Raw genomic sequence first — 16,871 nt, 5'->3', positions numbered from 1 at the left:
GTCGATTGCTTCTAATCGCTTCCAACCAATTTACACCAACCGATTTACACTATGTCTTCACTTAATGCTAGTGCATCTGGACAATTTACTCTCTTGGATCGTTCAGTGACGCGGCTGGGCTTTGGCTCCATGCAGCTTACGGGCAAAGGGGTGTGGGGTGAACCCAAAAACCGGGACGAGGCCCTACAAGTCTTGAAACGCTTGCCCGATCTCGGAGTCAATTTTATCGACACTGCGGATAGCTATGGACCTTACGTCGCTGAGGAACTGATCGCTCAGGCGCTATATCCTTATGACGGCATATTTATCGCCACCAAGGGTGGACTGACCCGTACAGGTCCGAATGAGTGGCCGCCTGTAGGTCGTCCCGAATATCTACGCCAGTGTGTACTCATGAGCCTGCGCCGCCTGAAAGTGGAGCAGCTAGACCTATGGCAACTGCACCGCATCGATCCTAAGGTGCCTCAAGACGAGCAATTTGGTGTCATCGCCGATTTTCTCAAAGAGGGGCTGATTGCGCGGGCTGGGCTGAGTCAAGTCTCGGTGGAGCAGATCGAGGCTGCACGCAAAGTATTCCCCGTGACCACGGTGCAGAACCGCTACAACCTGGTAGACCGAGCTGATGAGGCGGTACTCGACTACTGTACGCATGAGGGCATCGGCTTTATCCCCTGGTATCCCTTAGCCTCCGGCGACCTCGCCCAGTCAGGCGGATCGGTAGACATGATCGCCAAGACACACAACGCATCGCCAGGACAAGTGGCACTGGCTTGGGTGCTGAAGCGAAGTCCTAATATGCTGCCGATTCCGGGAACAAGTCAAGTTGCTCACCTCGAAGAGAACATCGCTGCCGCGCAGCTTGATCTCTCAGACGACGAGTTTCAGCAACTCGATAAAGCCGCTGGATGAGCCAAGCGATCGCCACTTTACGTCTTAGAAGTTACGCATTGACAAAAAATTCCATTCATGTATACTAAGTAGTATAAGTACTGATAAGATTTTTTACAATGCAATCACGCACAACCAAAGTGAATAAGTTCCTTTGCAATTCATACCAATTAGAAATTATGTTTTCAGAGCGCATTTTTTCTAACCGAACAAATGCTTGAAGTGAACAGAATATGTGTGTTTTAATAGCTTGGCTATCTCTAACCATGAATCGACAAATTCCGCATACTTGTTTGATAGCTCTGTGAAAACTTTCAATTCCCCAATGGGTATCATGAATTGTCACAAATTCGCTTCTAGTTATTTCCTGTAAAGATTCTTCATCTGGTAGATATAATATATAGTGTCTAGAGTCTTCTTTTTTAAAGACTTTCCTAAACAACTTGATAAATCCAAACTCTCTCAAATGAATTCTCAAACCTTGGTCAGGAATATCCAGATTGCTTACTTGGCAATACTTTCCCGGTTCATTTGAGACAGTTATATTTTTCTCTACCCCAAATAGAAAACCCAATTTCTGGTTTCTTAAAAATTTTAAGTTTTCTACTCCTGAGTACCAACTGTCCCCTGTCACTATTCTTGGCTTTACACCCCAATTTATAACTTCCTTGAGCATTCTCTTGGAAATACTCGTTCTTAGTCTTCCCCTCCTTTTTGTCGTATATTCTGTAATTGATTGGTACTGAATTTCCATGCACATCACTGTAATACAGCGTGATTAAATTTATTCCTCTGATGCTCTTATGATATTTCCCAGACCAAAAATAACCGATTAATTCTGCATTGTTTGGGTCACTATACAATTTTTCTACTACTGTGTCATCAACACTTAAAATCCCGCCTATTATATTTATGATTTCCTTGACTGTATCGAATAAATCTTTCGGTTCATATCTCTTTCTCAGCAAGAATCTGTTCACACTGTCGTGTGACAGGTTTTCTAATATCTCTGCTAATCTACAACATCCCCCATGTTTTGGTTCTGATAACAAAAACAGTGTGTAATGTTCCAGATTGCATTGTGCTGTGGACGGTTTGCTGATTTCTCTGATTGTCCGATACCTAGTCATTGGATGATACTTTTTATCAATCCACTCTTTTGCCACTTTGTCAATGCGTAAGTCCTACACTCTATGATAATTTCAACTTTCAATTATCTGGCAAGGATTTGGCAAAGCTAAAGCTGCTTTGGCAGGAGTACGGAGCCAAAAATTACCATCTCAAGTGGAAATAGATATTCTTGAGGAGAATACTAACTGGGAGCAAGTTGCTGTTTAGCGATGGACTGCAATCCGCTTACCGAGGTCTTGCTTTCTTACCCACACCAAGAATTTCTGCATTTGCGGCTCATTTTTGAGCTTGTCTAATGTGTTGAGTTCAAGGGCCAGCAGCTTATTATCGAATAAAACATGAATCTGGCGATGGCAGGCAGAACAGATATTTGCTGTTGGGACTGGGTCTTGTTTTTTGCGTTTGGTATTTTGTCGCGGAACTAAGTGATGGATAGTTAAATTCTCCATCTCTCTTTGACACAGTTCACATTGCTTGTGTTGATTATTTGACACCTGATGAATGATAAAACCCTATCTAATATCATAGCGATTACTAAACTAGGGGTAATCGACTCAACATAAAACTGCTCTGGAGTTAATCCAGAGCAGTTTTTGATAAAAGTAAATTATATAGGAGACTTTTAGTATTGTCCCCGGTTTATCCATAGTAAATACCGTTATATAATACTATTCACCTCATATTTCGTGCTTTACGCAAAAAACGAATAATTTTGAAGTTAGCATTACAAAGTTTAGAAGTCAGCATCAGCCAGCTTATCATAAACGGCATCCACTTCTTTAGTGTCTACCTCTGATTTAGTTATAAAACTTCTTCAATCGGGCTAGGACAGGCAGATAGGGAGTGATCGCACCAAGCTGACTGCCTTCATGCGATCGCAACTTATTTGGATCTTTTTATTCTTATTTGGATCTTATTATTGTGGAATGCGCTCAACGCCGAACTTGCGCTGATGCCAGTAAGGATAGATTGGCACGCTGGCGCTAACCTTTGATGTGTTATAACTAATTTTAGGCATTTTATGAATTGAATATGATTTGACAGTTAAAATAATTTATTGTCCTAATTTAGAAACAGATTTACATGGCAAAACAATTTTACGAGTCTAAATTTGAAGCCATGTAGGACACACTGCTGGGAAATAGGGTAGTTGAAAATGCCAAAGTTACTTTGATTGAGATTGATGCAAATTTTCCAATCCAAAGTGATGGGTGATTTCATTGTTGAGTCCTAATAGATTTTTGAAAAAATGAAAGTTGGCGATTTCCCCAAATAAAAACTTTCTAGAAGTCGCTTGATCGCTAAATGTTTATCGCAAAGGAGAATGATTCATGCAAGCTCCAGTAGATTTCGCCGACATCACAGCAGAAACTCCAACTCTCTCAACCGTGACCGCCGAATACCAAGTTATCCAGATGCAGTTTAACCAGGCTCAAACCTCTGAGCAACGAAAGTCCGTCATCGAGCAGTGGGATGCCTTGCGACGCAGACTAGATACATGGAAGGAACTCACGCGACTGCACTTTCACCAAGACACTCAAAACCCAGAATACAAAACTGCCTTGGACTATTGCAACGAACTTTTGCCATCTCTGATCGCCCTTGAAGTAGACCTAAAACGGCAACTGCTCCACAGCCCTTATCGCGTCGAGTTAGAACAAAGTTTGGGACGACAAGCCTTTTTACTGTGGAAAGCAGACATTACGACCTTTGAATCGACGATCACAGCAGATTTAGTCGAAGAATCCAAACTCAGCAATGAGTATACCGAACTGATCGCCTCAGCAAAGCTAGAGTTCCAGGGTGAGCAGGTGAATTTATCGGGTTTACAACCTTATGTGCAAAGTAAAGATCGAGACATTCGTCAGCAGGCAGAACATTGTCGCTGGCAGTTTTTTGAGCAGAATCAAGACCGCTTCGATCAACTGTTTGATCGGTTGGTAAAACTGCGCGATCGTATGGCAAAAAAATTGGGCTACGAGAATTACATTGCGCTAGGATATCGCCAAATGCGACGGGTGGATTACGATCAAAGCGATGTCGAGTACTATCGAGATCAAGTAGTTCAACAGGTCGTTCCTTTAGCGATCGAGCTAATTGGGCAACAGGCTCAACGGCTCAATCTAGACAGCGTGTATTTTTGGGATGAGTCTATCTTTGATGCAGAAGGCAGTCCGGCTCCAATTGGGGATCATGACTGGATGCTGGAACGGGCACAAGAAATGTTTGATGCCATGAATCCATCCCTGGGTGGGTTTTTTAGGATGATGGTTGAGCGGCATTTACTGGATTTGCGAAACCGTCCTGGAAAAGCGGGAGGCGCATTCTGTACAAGCTTCCCAAGCTATAATATGCCCTACGTTTTCGCAAATTTTAATGGAACAAAAAACGACGTGCAGGTGTTCGCTCATGAGATGGGTCACGCCTTCCAAATGTGGCGAAGTCGCCATTTGCCAGTTTTTGATTACCTGTGGCCCACGCTAGAATCGTGTGAAATTCACTCCATGAGCTTAGAGTTTCTTACCAGATGGCAGATGGAAAAGTTTTTCGGCGATCAAGCCAAGCGATTTCGTCGGCAGCATCTAGCGTGGTCAATTCTGTTTCTGCCTTATGGTGTGGCAGTGGATCATTTTCAACATTTGGTCTATGCCAACCCAGAAGCAACGCCGCAAGAACGACATCAAATGTGGCAACAGATGGAAGCTCGTTATCTGCCTTGGCGAAATTATGGAGATTTGAAATATCTTAACAAAGGCGGACTTTGGCAAGACAAACAGCACATCTACTGTTCGCCGTTTTACTACATTGATTACACTTTGGCTCTGTGTTGCGCGTTGCAGTTTTGGGTCAAAGCAGAAGAAGATTATGAAAAGACGCTAGCAGAGTATATTGCTTTATGCGATCGCGGTGGTTCTGCGTCCTTTCGAGAATTAGTGCGCTCGGCAAATCTCATTTGTCCATTTGAACCTGGCGCACTTACTCAAGTCGTTGAAAAAGTGCGTTCCTCTTTGAAGGCAGGCTAATTGAAAAATAAGAATGTAGGACTTACGCACTGTACAAATTTATTATCTTGTGCATTGACGAAAATACGTCGTTTCAGACTTGGACCAATTATGCTTTGATAAATAGCGATCGCCTAAAAATGGTCGAAAAATCAAGGCTTAATGCCTGAAATCCATACAACACATTTGGGATTTCCTGTCAATGCGTAAGTCCTAGTCTAATCTTTTAGGCAAGATCTCAACTACTCAAATACTACTGTTCTATTACCATAGACTAATACACGATTTTGCAAGTGCGATCGCACCGCTCTTGCTAATACAACTCTCTCTAAATCTTTGCCTTTTCTCACCAAATCATCAACTTCATCACGGTGACTAACTCGCACTACATCCTGTTCAATAATTGGGCCTGCATCTAAATCAGCAGTGGCATAATGAGCAGTTGCACCAATAATTTTCACACCCCGTTCAAAAGCTCGTTGATAGGGATTTGCTCCTACAAAAGCTGGTAAAAATGAATGATGAATATTAATAATTTGCGGAAATTTACTAATAAAATCTGCACTAACAATCTGCATATATTTCGCCAATACAACTAAATCTATTTTGTACTGGTGGAGTAATTCTAGTTGTTGGGCTTCTTGTTCTGATTTATTGTCTTTAGAAATAGGAATGTGCTGGAAGTCGATATTAAATTGCTCTGCCACTACCTTTAAATTAGAATGGTTGCTAATAATTAAAGGAATTTCAGCCACAAATTCTTTAGCGCGTTGTCGCCAAATTAAGTCAAATAGACAATGGTCTTGCCGACTTACCCAAATAGCAATGCGCGGTACAGTATCAGAAAAACGTATTTCCCACTTAGCGCCTAAAGGTTGAGCAATCGCATTAAATGCAGGGGCAATAAATTCTCGTGGCAAATTAAACCCCTCTAATTGCCATTCAATGCGCGTAAGGAATAACCCAGCAGCAAAGTCTGTATGCTGATCTGCATGGATTATATTACCACCATTGGAATAGATGAAATTGGCAAATTTCGCCACCAGTCCCCGTTGATCGGGGCAGGAAATCAGCAATGTTGCTGTCGGATTTGTCATAGTAACTTAGAAAAACTATTGATATTTGAAGTCAACTTAACATTAAATCGGCGGTTATAAACCGCGTCTACACAAGCAAAACCCACCTCCGTGGGTTTCAAACCCTCAATTTTTCCTTAGTCCGCGGAGGCGGACTTTGCCTGTGTAGCCGCGAATTTCATTCGTCCTAGCTATGTTCATTTACCATTTGTCGGAGTTGGTAAAGGTGTGCTGAGTCCAGGAAGTTTCTGACTATTATCTACAGGTTGTTTCCACTCTGATAATTCCCGATTCACAGCATTTGCAAAATCTGTAGATACCAACAGTACATTTATATTCCCATCGGTTTTAGCAGCAGGATCAGCTTCAGCATACAAGAAACGTCCGTTGAAGTTAGATTTACCTAAAATCAATTGATGGCTTTGTCGGTTTTTCAGGGTGATATTGATAGTGGCTTGGGGTTGATCTAGAGCAAATTCTCCAAGCTCTTTTACTGGAGTTGATAAAGTGCGCTCGCTCTTACCTTTGACCAACAAATCCATCAAATAAGAAACAATAGCATCATTTGCTGGGCCCGATATCAGAGATTTGATTAACCACTTGGGGTTACTAGATTCAGGGTTACGTTCCAGATTCAGAGTGAGTTTTTTTGTCTTGACTGTTAAAGACTGTACGTCATCTGCTGCAAAAGAGAAAATTTGCTGCTTTTGCTCCTTGATTTCTTCTCGCACAGTTGCACCTCGAATTTCATGGAAGTAAACAAAACCACCTAAACCCAGCGCTAGCAGTATCAAAATTAAAGTCGTTCGTGGCAATTTCATTTTTTAGTCATTGGGCACTTGTACTGAGCATTCGCGTAGCGTTTCTACGAGAAGCCGTTGGCGCAGCCTCTCGTAGAGAAGTATTGGGCATTAGTGAAGAGTTAATATTTATAACTCCTCACTCCTCACTCCTAACTCCTAACTCACTTATTACCGTCGTTTCCACCAGATAATAACTGCCGCCGCCAACCCAATTAAAGGTAAAACCAACAAAGACGACAGTATTAAAAGATTGGCTTGCGTAGTAGTCAGGGTTATCCGACGGTTTTTTGGTTCTTTGGGGCGAATGGAAAGGGATTGCTGATCCTGTTGACTCAGCCAAGTAACTGAGTTGAGGAATACATCTCCATTTAGTTGCTGTTGAAACAAACCATCGGTGGCAAAATTAGAATTTCCGAAAACCACTAACCGGGACTCGGTGGCTGTTTGAGATGAGGGAGTGGGGAAAGGGGGAGCAAGGGAGGCAGGGGAGGCAGGGGGAGTGGGGGAAGCTTTGCCTTGAGTGGTTGGTGATGGTAGGGGTAAAGGTGTTGGTGAAGCTTGGGGAGTGGAAGCAGATTTAGCTGCTTGTTTTCTGGTTAAAGCAACACCCAAGGTCAGAGGCCCTTTGAGGTCTTTATCTGCATTAAATTCCAATTTTTCGCTTTGGAGGTTGCTTTCTGCCCAACTGTTAGGGTAGGGTTTGGTTAGTAGCAGTGGAGTAGCCTTAACACCAGGCACAGAGGTAATTTCCAGAGGTCGGGCAATCGGATAAAAAGAATTGCCCTTACCGAAATCTTTGGTAATTGGATGTTGTCCGTATTCTGTGACTAAGGGTGCAGCAGGACCACGTCCCACAACGCTTTCTCCAGAAACATCTACTGCTAAACGATTATCCAGACGAACACCCCACTCTTGTAGCAAGCTGTTAAGTTTGGGATCGGTATTGGGATCAATCATCAGCAGTAAGCTACCGCCCCGATTCAAATACTCTTGTAAGGCTTTGACTTCACCCTCAAACAGCTCTCGCTTGGGGCCAGCTACTATTACGACAGCGGCATCTTGAGGAACTTTCGAGGTTTCTGCTAGATTCAGCGGTGATGTTGTGAAATTTTTGTCGCCTAATCCCTGAACTGCTTGTGATATTGCACCTTTACCAGCCGAAAGTTGGTGTTCGCCATGACCTTGGAGTAAGTAAACTTTGGCTGTGGTTGAATTTGTTAGTTGTTGCAGGCGACTAGTTAATTTGACTTCTGACAGGCGCTGATTTTCATTTACTGTTTGTACTAATTGCCGTTTATCCGCAGATTCTAGGTAAACTTCCCCATAATCTTTGACGCCAAACTTTTCTGCAAGTCCTGGTCTTGCTTGGGGATTGATGTACTCAAATTTAAATTTTGAGCTTTGCCGCTGATAATTTTCTAGCAGTTCTCGGTCTTGGGGATTCTGGTTAACATCAAACACCCACACTTTAACTGGCTGTGATAAAACCTCTACCAGTTCCCGTGACTGGCGTGCAAGCGTAAACAATTGAGTTTCTGTTAAGTCTGCCCGCAAGTGGTAGCGAGTTCCCAAAAAGTTAATTAATCCCAAAATTGCCAATACTGCCAGAGTCGCCACCAAAGCATTAGTCCCAGCTTGGGTAGAACGACGCCTCCACCAGTTACTCTGGTAGCTTTGCCATATTATCCCCAATCCACTGATGACAATTCCGGTAATCAGAAATGCTAATGGAATTAATCCCCACTGTTCAGAGACTAACCCAACTGTTAGACCGACAGCAATTAGGAACGGGCCCAACCAAAACAGATATTTCCACAGTTTCTTTTTTGCAACTATCTTCATATTCTTAGACTGAAGTGAGGAGTTAGGAGCAATGAGTTATGAGTTATGAGTTTTAACTCCTTACTCCTAACTTTTAACTCATAACTCATATGACTACTGCCTTTGAAAGCGTAGTGCATCAATTGATTGAGCTGTGAGAAAGATGCCCAAAAAAATGTAACTGGCAAATAAAATCAACGTGCTGGTATCAAAAATGCCTTGAGTCAGGGTGTTGTAATGTTTCAGCAACGATAGATAACCTAAGGCTTCGCCCACGGGACTAGGGACAATTTTGCCGATTAAATCAATCAATAACAATAATAAAATTACTGCAAAGGTGAGAACAGCAGACAGAATTGTACTGTCTGTTAAAGAGGAAATAAACATTCCTAAAGATAAAATTGCCGCTGCTAGCAAGATTAATCCCAAATGACCTAGCAAGGGAATTGAGAACGCCATTGGTGGATTTGAGCCGCTGATGGCGATCGCTTCAAACACTAGCATGGGTGCAAGCATCGTGGTTAAAAATGTTAGCACGCCTAATAATTTACCTACAGCTACCGCCCAATTGGTGATTGGTGAGGTGGCTAACAGTTCTAAAGTACCTCGCTTACGTTCTTCGGCATAGAGTCCCATTGAGAGAATTGGCAGGATAAACAACAGTAGCCATTCCATGCGTTCCAAAAATACCTGGACAAATTCGTAGGGGACATCTATCGGTGGTACTGGCACTCCTAGTTGTTGCCCTTGTAAATCTATTGCCGCAACTCCTACCAATATGCCATCTGGCCCTAGCAAAATCATCACGAAGAATAACCCCGACAGGAACCAAAATACACCTGCGATCGCATAAGCTAAAGGCGATACAAAATAACTCTGTAACTCTCGGCGATAAATGGCAATAATATTACTCAGTACTATACTCATTTACGCTGCCTCTCCTTCGTTGTCTGCTAAGTCTACCTCAGTATCAAAATTCTTTTCTTCTGTGGTCAGTTGCAAAAACACATCTTCTAAGGTGGCGTTAACTCGCCTCAGTTCATGTAAACCAAATCCTGCACGCACTAATGTTGTGGCAATATCGCGCCCTGGTTCTTTTCCCGGTTGCGATATCACTCGCAGATAAGCGCGGTTTTCCTGGGATTGATGACCGTGCATTCCGGCTGTCGGAATTGATTCTACCAAACTCACACCCGCGACTTTTTGCAATACCTGTTTCGCCAGGGCAACTTCTCCTTCTATTTCCAATTCATATCCTGAACCGCCTGTCAACTGAGTCATCAAATTTTCAGGTGTATTTGTTGCCACAACTTTACCGCGATTGATGATGGCAACGCGGCTACAAGTCATGCTTACTTCTGGCAGAATGTGCGTGGAAAGAATAATTGTGTGAGTACCAGCGAGACTTTTAATTAAATTCCGCACCTCAATTATTTGTCGGGGATCGAGTCCGACGGTGGGTTCATCCAAAATGATCGCTGGTGGATCGTGGACGATCGCTTGAGCAATTCCTACCCTTTGGCGATACCCTTTAGAGAGTTTGCGAATAATGACCCGCCGCTTATCTTCTAAGTTGCAGCGTTTGATAGCGGCTACTACTTTGTTGGTGCGATCGCCTGCTGATACTCCCTTAATTCGGGCCACAAAATGCAAAAATCCCTCCACCGTCATTTCTGGATATAACGGTGGTGTTTCCGGTAAATAACCAATCCGTTGGCGTACAGCCAGGGAATTTTCATGGACATTATAGCCAGCAATTCGGGCATTACCATTGGTTGCCGGTAAATAACCAGCCAGAATTCGCATGGTTGTGGTTTTACCAGCGCCATTGGGCCCCAACAACCCTAAAATCTCTCCAGGCTCGACGCTAAAAGTGACATCAGTAATCGCTGGGGTAGAGCCGTATATTTTACTTAGATGCTCAACTTCAATCATCGGTATAGTGGCGATCGCAATTTATAGAATACCCAACAATCTTAGATCACGATATTGGGTATCGGGGATTGGCACTAATGATTCGCCGACAATGGGTAAAGTTCCTGAAAATTGAGCTTCATCTCAGGAGAATAAGAATGTAATTCTTCTTGGGAGCTTCTGCTTCCGTGAGAATACTATGTTATTTCAGGGATCAACCCGAAAATATGAGGGGTTAAACTCAAAACTGAAATAGGCTATTTCGGAATGCGATCGTTATTTGTATATAAAAATTTAATGCACTTGTAGCGTTTGCACTTTGTTGACCATTGTTACAAATGTGCTGATTTAGTTTAGTGGTTGCGGCAACAGGCAATTTAATAGAGTAAAGACTTGTGTGTACCTGACTTTTCACGTTATGTAAGAAACCCCACGAAAAACCTAACCCCCTAACCCCCTTCCCGACGCGGGAAGGGGGAAAATTCAAAGTCTCTCTCCTTTTAGGAGAGAGATTTAGAGAGAGATTTTTCAAATACCGTGAAAAGTCAGGTTAATAATAGCTGCCAGATTTACGATGCTCCAAAGCACTGATCCCATCATTTTCCAACACTTCACCGTGATCGATGACGCCATAAATTAACCATCTATCGCCACATTCAAGTTGATTTTGCACCGTACATTCTAAATAGGCTAATGCCTCATTTAGAATCAAACAACCATTAAGAGCAGTTTGTGTGGCAAGATTTGCAAAGGGATTATCTCCTAAAGTGCTATGACGAGAAAAATAGCGTCGCAGATTTCTTCCTTCTTTGAGGATATTCAGCACAAATTTATCACCAGGATGATGCATTAAATCTGCATTCTGCTCTTGGGCGATCGCAATCATAATTCCTGGCGGGTTAAAAGTTGCCTGCGATACCCAAGAAGTTAAAACCCCTTTGTGAGTTTCTTGATCACGAGTTGTCACGACACACAGAGAACCAATGATCCGCCCCACCGCTTGTTCGGTACGATCTACATGGGTTTCTGTCACAACCTGGCGGGAAGTCCGCAGTTTTTTGGTTTTCTTCAAGTTTTGAGCAAAGGAAGCCCCTGCTTCTTGACACTGCTGAAGAATTTCAGGAGTAGGGCTAAAACGCACCCGAATTGTTTCAAACCCTAGTTGATAATTAGCATCTTTGAGCTTGCTTTCTATTAAATCAATTGCCTCGCCACTCCAACCGTAAGAACCAAACACCCCTGCTAACTTAGTTTTCGCCGCCACCGAGAGAACTATTCCTAAAGCAGTTTGAATTTGAGTAGGTGCATGTCCGCCTAAAGTGGGTGAACCGATAATCAAGCCGTCGCAAGTTTCTACAATGCGGTTAATCTCCGCAGAATCTGCTAGTTCACAGTTGATTGATTCTACATTAACTCCATTTTGAATCAAACCTTGAGCGATCGCATTCGCCAAAATTGCTGTATTACCATAAGCAGAAGCATAGAGCAAAGCAACACTCAATTCTTGAGATTTTTGCCCTTGGCACCATTGACGGTAATCATAGGTAAAACGACTAAGGCTGTAACGAACAACCGGGCCGTGTGCTGGAGCGTAACATCTGGCTCCTAAAGCCGACATTTTATCTAATGCTACTTCGACTTGTTTGGCTTGGGGCGCATGGAGACATTCAAAATAGTAACGACGTTCCGCATCTAATCCCTTCCAATCTTCATCAAACAAAGTATCTTCGCAAATATGAGCGCCAAAAAATTTGTCTGTGTAGAGAATTTTTGTGGCGGAATCATAGGTACAAAGTCCATCCGCCCAGCGGGGAGTTGGTACAGTGATAAATGATAGAAGATGTCCTTGTCCTAAATCCACAGTATCTCCCGATCGCACCGCTTGAATAGGTGATTCCCATTCTGGAAAGGCGGTTTTTAGAACATTGGCGGCGGGGCGAGAACAAATGAGAGTGACTTGAGGAACTTGAGAGAGCAATGCTTGCAAGGTGGCTCTGCGGTTTGGGTTGACATGACCGAGAACAATGTAATCTAGCGTGGTAAAGTCTAGATGTTGTGCCAGTTGCTGAAGGTAAATTTCGGTAAAGGATTCACCAGGAGGGTCAATTAAAGCCTTTTTATCAGCTTGAATCAAATAAGAATTTGCTGTAGTTCCCCGTTGGCGGGAATACTCCACCTCAAATTTTAGTCGTTCCCAAGTCCGCGATCGTAGAATCAGAGTATTTTTACCAATTTCAGCAACTTGTACATCTCTGTTATGGTTGGGCGTTAATGTGGCAGTAGACATAATAACCTCTCTTAATTGGGCATGGGCATTGGGGATGGTTCAATATAATCAATAGTTCTTTCCTCTGCTTCCCCTGCTTGTGCTTAATGACTATTGGTTTGTGTTAATTCAGACTTGGCTCGGCTTCTATAGCGTTTAGATGCTTCTTGTTCCGGGTCGATACCTTCAAATGTAGGGGGTAGCCAAACTCGGAGGAACAGTAGTATTCCCAGCACTAATAAAAAGGCACAAGTTGCTAAAACTTGACTCCAACTTGTTTCTAAAACCCCTTTTACAATGACTTCTCGCAAGGCGGAAACAATGGAAACTTCAACAGCTACCCCAATAGATACTCGATGTTCCTGTAGGTAAATAATCAGCAGTCGGAATAACTCAACTAAGATGAGTAAAAAGAGAATATCGGCAGTAACAGCATGAAAATCTAGAGGCGGAAGTAAGGAGAGAAACATATCTCTCACCTGAAGCACCATGAAGCTAAATAAACCGATACACAAAGAAATCACAATCACATCTTGGATAAATTCCAAGGTTCGCACGACACGCGCCCGACTGATTTCGTACATGGTAATTGGGGTGTTTTCAACAGATTTATACATAGCTTTTTGTGACTGGGGAGTGGGGAATGCGAAGTTAGGAGTTAGGAGTGAGAAGTTAGGAGTTAGAAGTTGAGGAGCAGGGGAAGATGAGGGAGACAATGCCCCATGCTCCATGACGCCACTGGCTTTAAGTCGCCAGAGCCGCCCAACGCAGTGGCTCCCCAATGTCCTATTTAGTAATGATTGCCAATTTTGCGGTGATGGGCGGCGGTAAGTGCATTTAGCTTAGCAACTCTTCCAGTTTGGACTGTGCTATAAATTACCCAATGATCTCCACAATCCATGCGGCTAGTAATTTCACATTCCATGTAAGCTAGGGCTTCAGCGAGAACGGGCGATTCATTGTTAGCTGGATATGTCTTTACTCCGGCAAAGCGATCTGCACCAGGAGGAAAACGCTTCAGGAAATGTTTCATTAATCCTTGATATTTGCCTTCTTCTAAAACATTTAAAACAAAGCGATCGCCAACGTGCATCAAAGATTCAATTGCCCGATCTTTGGATACTGCGATCGCCACTCCTAAAGGTTCAAGACTCGCTTGTGTCACCCACGAAGCCAACATTGCACTCTGAATTTCTCCTTTTTTGGCAGTGATAATATATAATCCCGTGCTAACACGTCCTAAAGCTTTTTCTAGCTCGCTATTGATGGATTTGATCTGTTTAATGGTGCGATCGCGATTCAGCCATTGACCCATATCTATCCCCGCTTCATCACAAAGCTGTTCCGTTGCTTGGGTAGGAATTTCCTTAACTAAGATAGGTGGGAAAGCTTCAGTTAATCCCAGTTCTTGAAACTTATTACGTAAAGGATAAAGAGGTTCATCTTCTCCCCCTCCCGACTCTAATAAACCAATTGCCTGTTTCTTGTGAACAGCAGCTAAAATAGTACTTAAAGCAGCTTGGGACATCACCGAAGATTGCGCTGGCATTGCAATTACTAAACCTGAAGCTTGTGCAACTAATTCTCGAACTTCTTGAAGCTCGGCACTATTAAGAACTACTAATTCTACTGCCACGCCTGTTTTCGCACATCCATGTGCTATGGTACGAACTAAATGCTCGCTATACCCGTAATCTTCAACATAAAATAGAGCCACTAAACTCTCTGTTTTTGCTTGTTCTAAACTCCAGTTTTGATACCGTCCGAGCCATTCGGAGATATAGTGTTGTAATAAAGGGCCATGTCCTGTGGCAACTGTTTCTATTTCTAACTTTTCAATCCGCTTAAAAGCTGCCAAAACAGACCGGGCATTGGGGCCCATGAGACAATCATAGTAATATTTAAAATCTTCCTCTACTGAGGGAAGATTTTCATCATAGGTGTGGTCATCACAGTAGTGCATCCCAAACACATCACAGGTGTAGAGAGTACAAGTTTTGTGGTCATAAGTGAAGATTGTGTCAGGCCAGTGTAAGTTAGGTGCAGAGATAAATTCTAATTCGTGTCCGTTGCCTAAATCTAATCGCTCTCCATTTTTCACCTGCCTTGATTTAAAAGGTTGGTGAACCATATTTTCTAAAAATTGAATAGCTACCCTAGCACCGACAACAGTAATCGAGGGAGCTAATTGCAAAATATTTTTCACTAAGCCACTGTGGTCTGGTTCTGTGTGGCTAATAATCAAGTAATCTATTTTAGTTGGATCAATTAATCCCACCAGTATCTCAAGATATAATTGCTCAAACTTGCGGTGAGATGTGTCAACTAAGGCAACTTTTTCTCCCTGAATTAAGAAAGAATTATAGGTCGTCCCATTCCGTAAACCAAACTCAATATCAAAACGTTCTCTATCCCAGTCGAGACAACGAATAGCAGTCGTTTGAGGAGCAATTTCAACAGTTTGAATCGTCAAACGTCCGGGATTGGGAATAACTTGACTAAGCTGTGTGAGTGCAACCATTTGTTTTTTCCAAGAGAATATTATCTGGAGCGAGTGTTATGTTTCTTATATTTACCTGAAATACTCAATTAGTAAAATGCCAATTTCTAAAGCTAATCATCAGAAAGATTTATTCTTCATTTTGATTGACTTACCATTGAATTACCCAATGTTTATCATTACTTTTCTGTTCAATAATCAACGTGAGAGAATGTAAATTTTAAGTTAGAATGTTGACACATGTCGTTAATCTTTTTTCCTCCTCCTCTACAACAAATCAACAGCGAAATTGCCCGCCACGCTGGTGTTGATCTGTATGTGCTACGCCTCGACCTCATGCACCCGTGGGTTAACGGCAACAAGTGGTTCAAGCTGAAATACAATCTTTTGGAGGCCAAGGAGAAAAATTTCACGACGCTGCTTACCTTTGGCGGCGCTTATTCTAATCACATCTATGCAACTGCTGCGGCTGGTAATCTTTTCGGTTTTCGCACCATTGGTGTAATTCGTGGAGAACAGAGTCTACCATTGAACCCGACGCTGAGTTTTGCTGTACAGCAGGGTATGCAGCTTGTGTACCTGAACCGCGAGACGTATCGACAGCGCAACACACCAGCGCTACAGGAATATTTGCAACAACGTTTCGGTGAGGTGTTTATCATTCCCGAAGGTGGGAGTAATTTAAATGGTGTACGCGGCTGCACAGAGATAGTTGGTGAAGCGATGCCTACGGCTGGCTACGCCTACGCATTTGATCATATATGCGTAGCCTGCGGTACAGCTACTACACTGGCTGGTATTACGCTTTCGTTGGATCAAAAGCAAAAAGCGATCGCTTTTCCAGTATTGAAAAATGGGGCTTTTCTTGCACAAGAAATCGAAAGTCTGCTGACAAATTACCTCGCCTCTGATTTACCCGCACCATATACCTCTCCGGCTTCCTGGGAATTGGTATGTGATTACCACTTCGGCGGTTATGCAAAGGTGAACGATGAGCTGCTACTGTTCAGCCAACAGTTCAGAGAGGAACATGGCGTACCGCTTGATTACGTATATACCGCCAAAATGTTTTATGGAGTGATGGATTTACTAAAGCAGGGATTTTTTCCTAGAGGCGATTCATTGATGCTGGTACACACAGGAGGCTTACAGGGCAACGTCGGGATGGAGGACGCAATACGGTTCGGTTAAGCCAAAAACCAGATAGACTGAGGGTTATCACCCAAGTGTACTGAGATTGAATGCAACTTAAAGAATAAACAAGCCATCGCAGACACACATACTTGCATCCGATGACAGCAGCTTTGTGCAAGGATCTGAGGTTAACACAATCCACTTCATGCTCAACTCAATATAACTCAAGGAGGCGATCGCTCCTTAGAGCTGATTCGTAAACAAAAGCTTAAGATGCCATTCGCCTGACCATAAGACGAATCAATGAGCCATAAATCATTGCTTCACTTAACTCGC

12 protein-coding genes and 1 pseudogene are annotated in these 16,871 nt (G+C 42.9%); 3 read left to right on the top strand and 10 right to left on the bottom strand.

Translation table 11 applies throughout. The features are described 5' to 3' along the window. Positions 1 to 51: 51 nt before the first annotated feature. Entirely contained in the window at positions 52 to 909 is an 858-nt protein-coding gene (locus V7K85_RS31550; protein WP_334819898.1) for an aldo/keto reductase, read from the top strand. A gap of 64 nt (positions 910 to 973) precedes the next feature. Here the strand turns inward: V7K85_RS31550 and V7K85_RS31545 are convergent. Further along, positions 974 to 2,000, bottom strand: a pseudogene (locus V7K85_RS31545) (IS701 family transposase). Between the two features lie 222 nt (positions 2,001 to 2,222). Then, positions 2,223 to 2,513, bottom strand: coding sequence for an HNH endonuclease (locus tag V7K85_RS31540; RefSeq protein ID WP_334819896.1), 291 nt, complete (start codon positions 2,511 to 2,513; stop codon positions 2,223 to 2,225). 837 nt (positions 2,514 to 3,350) lie between these two features. Between V7K85_RS31540 and V7K85_RS31535 the strand changes: the two genes are divergently transcribed. Further along, positions 3,351 to 5,042 (top strand): M3 family oligoendopeptidase, encoded by a 1,692-nt coding sequence (locus V7K85_RS31535; RefSeq protein WP_334819894.1) that lies wholly within the window; start codon positions 3,351 to 3,353, stop codon positions 5,040 to 5,042. A 221-nt stretch (positions 5,043 to 5,263) separates the two neighbouring features. Here V7K85_RS31535 and purU read toward each other — a convergent pair whose 3' ends face one another. The 8 genes from purU to V7K85_RS31495 form a co-directional block, all read right to left on the bottom strand. After that, positions 5,264 to 6,118: a formyltetrahydrofolate deformylase gene (gene purU, locus V7K85_RS31530; protein WP_334819892.1), complete on the bottom strand. Its 855-nt coding sequence runs from the start codon at positions 6,116 to 6,118 to the stop codon at positions 5,264 to 5,266. 176 nt (positions 6,119 to 6,294) lie between these two features. Further along, positions 6,295 to 6,918 (bottom strand): DUF4340 domain-containing protein, encoded by a 624-nt coding sequence (locus tag V7K85_RS31525; protein ID WP_334819890.1) that lies wholly within the window; start codon positions 6,916 to 6,918, stop codon positions 6,295 to 6,297. Positions 6,919 to 7,068: 150 nt separating this feature from the next. Then, on the bottom strand, positions 7,069 to 8,742 hold the full coding sequence (locus V7K85_RS31520; protein ID WP_334819888.1) for a GldG family protein: 1,674 nt from the start codon (positions 8,740 to 8,742) through the stop codon (positions 7,069 to 7,071). A 93-nt stretch (positions 8,743 to 8,835) separates the two neighbouring features. Beyond that, the gene (locus tag V7K85_RS31515) at positions 8,836 to 9,648 is read right to left on the bottom strand and encodes an ABC transporter permease (protein WP_334819886.1); all 813 of its coding nucleotides are present in this window, start codon (positions 9,646 to 9,648) and stop codon (positions 8,836 to 8,838) included. Beyond that, positions 9,649 to 10,656: an ABC transporter ATP-binding protein gene (locus V7K85_RS31510; protein ID WP_334819884.1), complete on the bottom strand. Its 1,008-nt coding sequence runs from the start codon at positions 10,654 to 10,656 to the stop codon at positions 9,649 to 9,651. A 529-nt stretch (positions 10,657 to 11,185) separates the two neighbouring features. Further along, positions 11,186 to 12,922 carry a diflavin flavoprotein gene (locus V7K85_RS31505; RefSeq protein WP_334819882.1) on the bottom strand — a complete coding sequence of 579 codons (1,737 nt, stop codon included), beginning with the start codon at positions 12,920 to 12,922 and terminating at the stop codon, positions 11,186 to 11,188. Between the two features lie 83 nt (positions 12,923 to 13,005). Next, entirely contained in the window at positions 13,006 to 13,518 is a 513-nt protein-coding gene (locus tag V7K85_RS31500; RefSeq protein WP_334819924.1) for a phosphate-starvation-inducible PsiE family protein, read from the bottom strand. 173 nt (positions 13,519 to 13,691) lie between these two features. Next, positions 13,692 to 15,422, bottom strand: a complete 1,731-nt coding sequence (locus V7K85_RS31495; RefSeq protein ID WP_334819880.1) for a diflavin flavoprotein — start codon at positions 15,420 to 15,422, stop codon at positions 13,692 to 13,694. 219 nt (positions 15,423 to 15,641) lie between these two features. Between V7K85_RS31495 and V7K85_RS31490 the strand changes: the two genes are divergently transcribed. Next, positions 15,642 to 16,592 carry a 1-aminocyclopropane-1-carboxylate deaminase/D-cysteine desulfhydrase gene (locus V7K85_RS31490; RefSeq protein WP_334819878.1) on the top strand — a complete coding sequence of 317 codons (951 nt, stop codon included), beginning with the start codon at positions 15,642 to 15,644 and terminating at the stop codon, positions 16,590 to 16,592. Positions 16,593 to 16,871 lie beyond the last annotated feature (279 nt).

This window comes from Nostoc sp. (assembly GCF_036917615.1).
GTDB lineage: Bacteria > Cyanobacteriota > Cyanobacteriia > Cyanobacteriales > Nostocaceae > Nostoc.
Note: the sequence above shows the minus strand (reverse complement) of the source record. Positions and strands in the feature narration are given on the sequence as shown.

Excerpts from the sequence above, each read along its gene's own strand:
- V7K85_RS31490 (WP_334819878.1), top strand. The coding sequence starts at position 15,642 with ATGTCGTTAATCTTTTTTCCTCCTCCTCTACAACAAATCAACAGCGAA.
- V7K85_RS31550 (WP_334819898.1), top strand. The coding sequence starts at position 52 with ATGTCTTCACTTAATGCTAGTGCATCTGGACAATTTACTCTCTTGGAT.
- V7K85_RS31535 (WP_334819894.1), top strand. The coding sequence starts at position 3,351 with ATGCAAGCTCCAGTAGATTTCGCCGACATCACAGCAGAAACTCCAACT.
- V7K85_RS31515 (WP_334819886.1), bottom strand. The coding sequence starts at position 9,648 with ATGAGTATAGTACTGAGTAATATTATTGCCATTTATCGCCGAGAGTTA.
- V7K85_RS31505 (WP_334819882.1), bottom strand. The coding sequence starts at position 12,922 with ATGTCTACTGCCACATTAACGCCCAACCATAACAGAGATGTACAAGTT.
- V7K85_RS31510 (WP_334819884.1), bottom strand. The coding sequence starts at position 10,656 with ATGATTGAAGTTGAGCATCTAAGTAAAATATACGGCTCTACCCCAGCG.
- V7K85_RS31520 (WP_334819888.1), bottom strand. The coding sequence starts at position 8,742 with ATGAAGATAGTTGCAAAAAAGAAACTGTGGAAATATCTGTTTTGGTTG.
- V7K85_RS31495 (WP_334819880.1), bottom strand. The coding sequence starts at position 15,422 with ATGGTTGCACTCACACAGCTTAGTCAAGTTATTCCCAATCCCGGACGT.
- V7K85_RS31525 (WP_334819890.1), bottom strand. The coding sequence starts at position 6,918 with ATGAAATTGCCACGAACGACTTTAATTTTGATACTGCTAGCGCTGGGT.
- purU (WP_334819892.1), bottom strand. The coding sequence starts at position 6,118 with ATGACAAATCCGACAGCAACATTGCTGATTTCCTGCCCCGATCAACGG.
- V7K85_RS31500 (WP_334819924.1), bottom strand. The coding sequence starts at position 13,518 with ATGTATAAATCTGTTGAAAACACCCCAATTACCATGTACGAAATCAGT.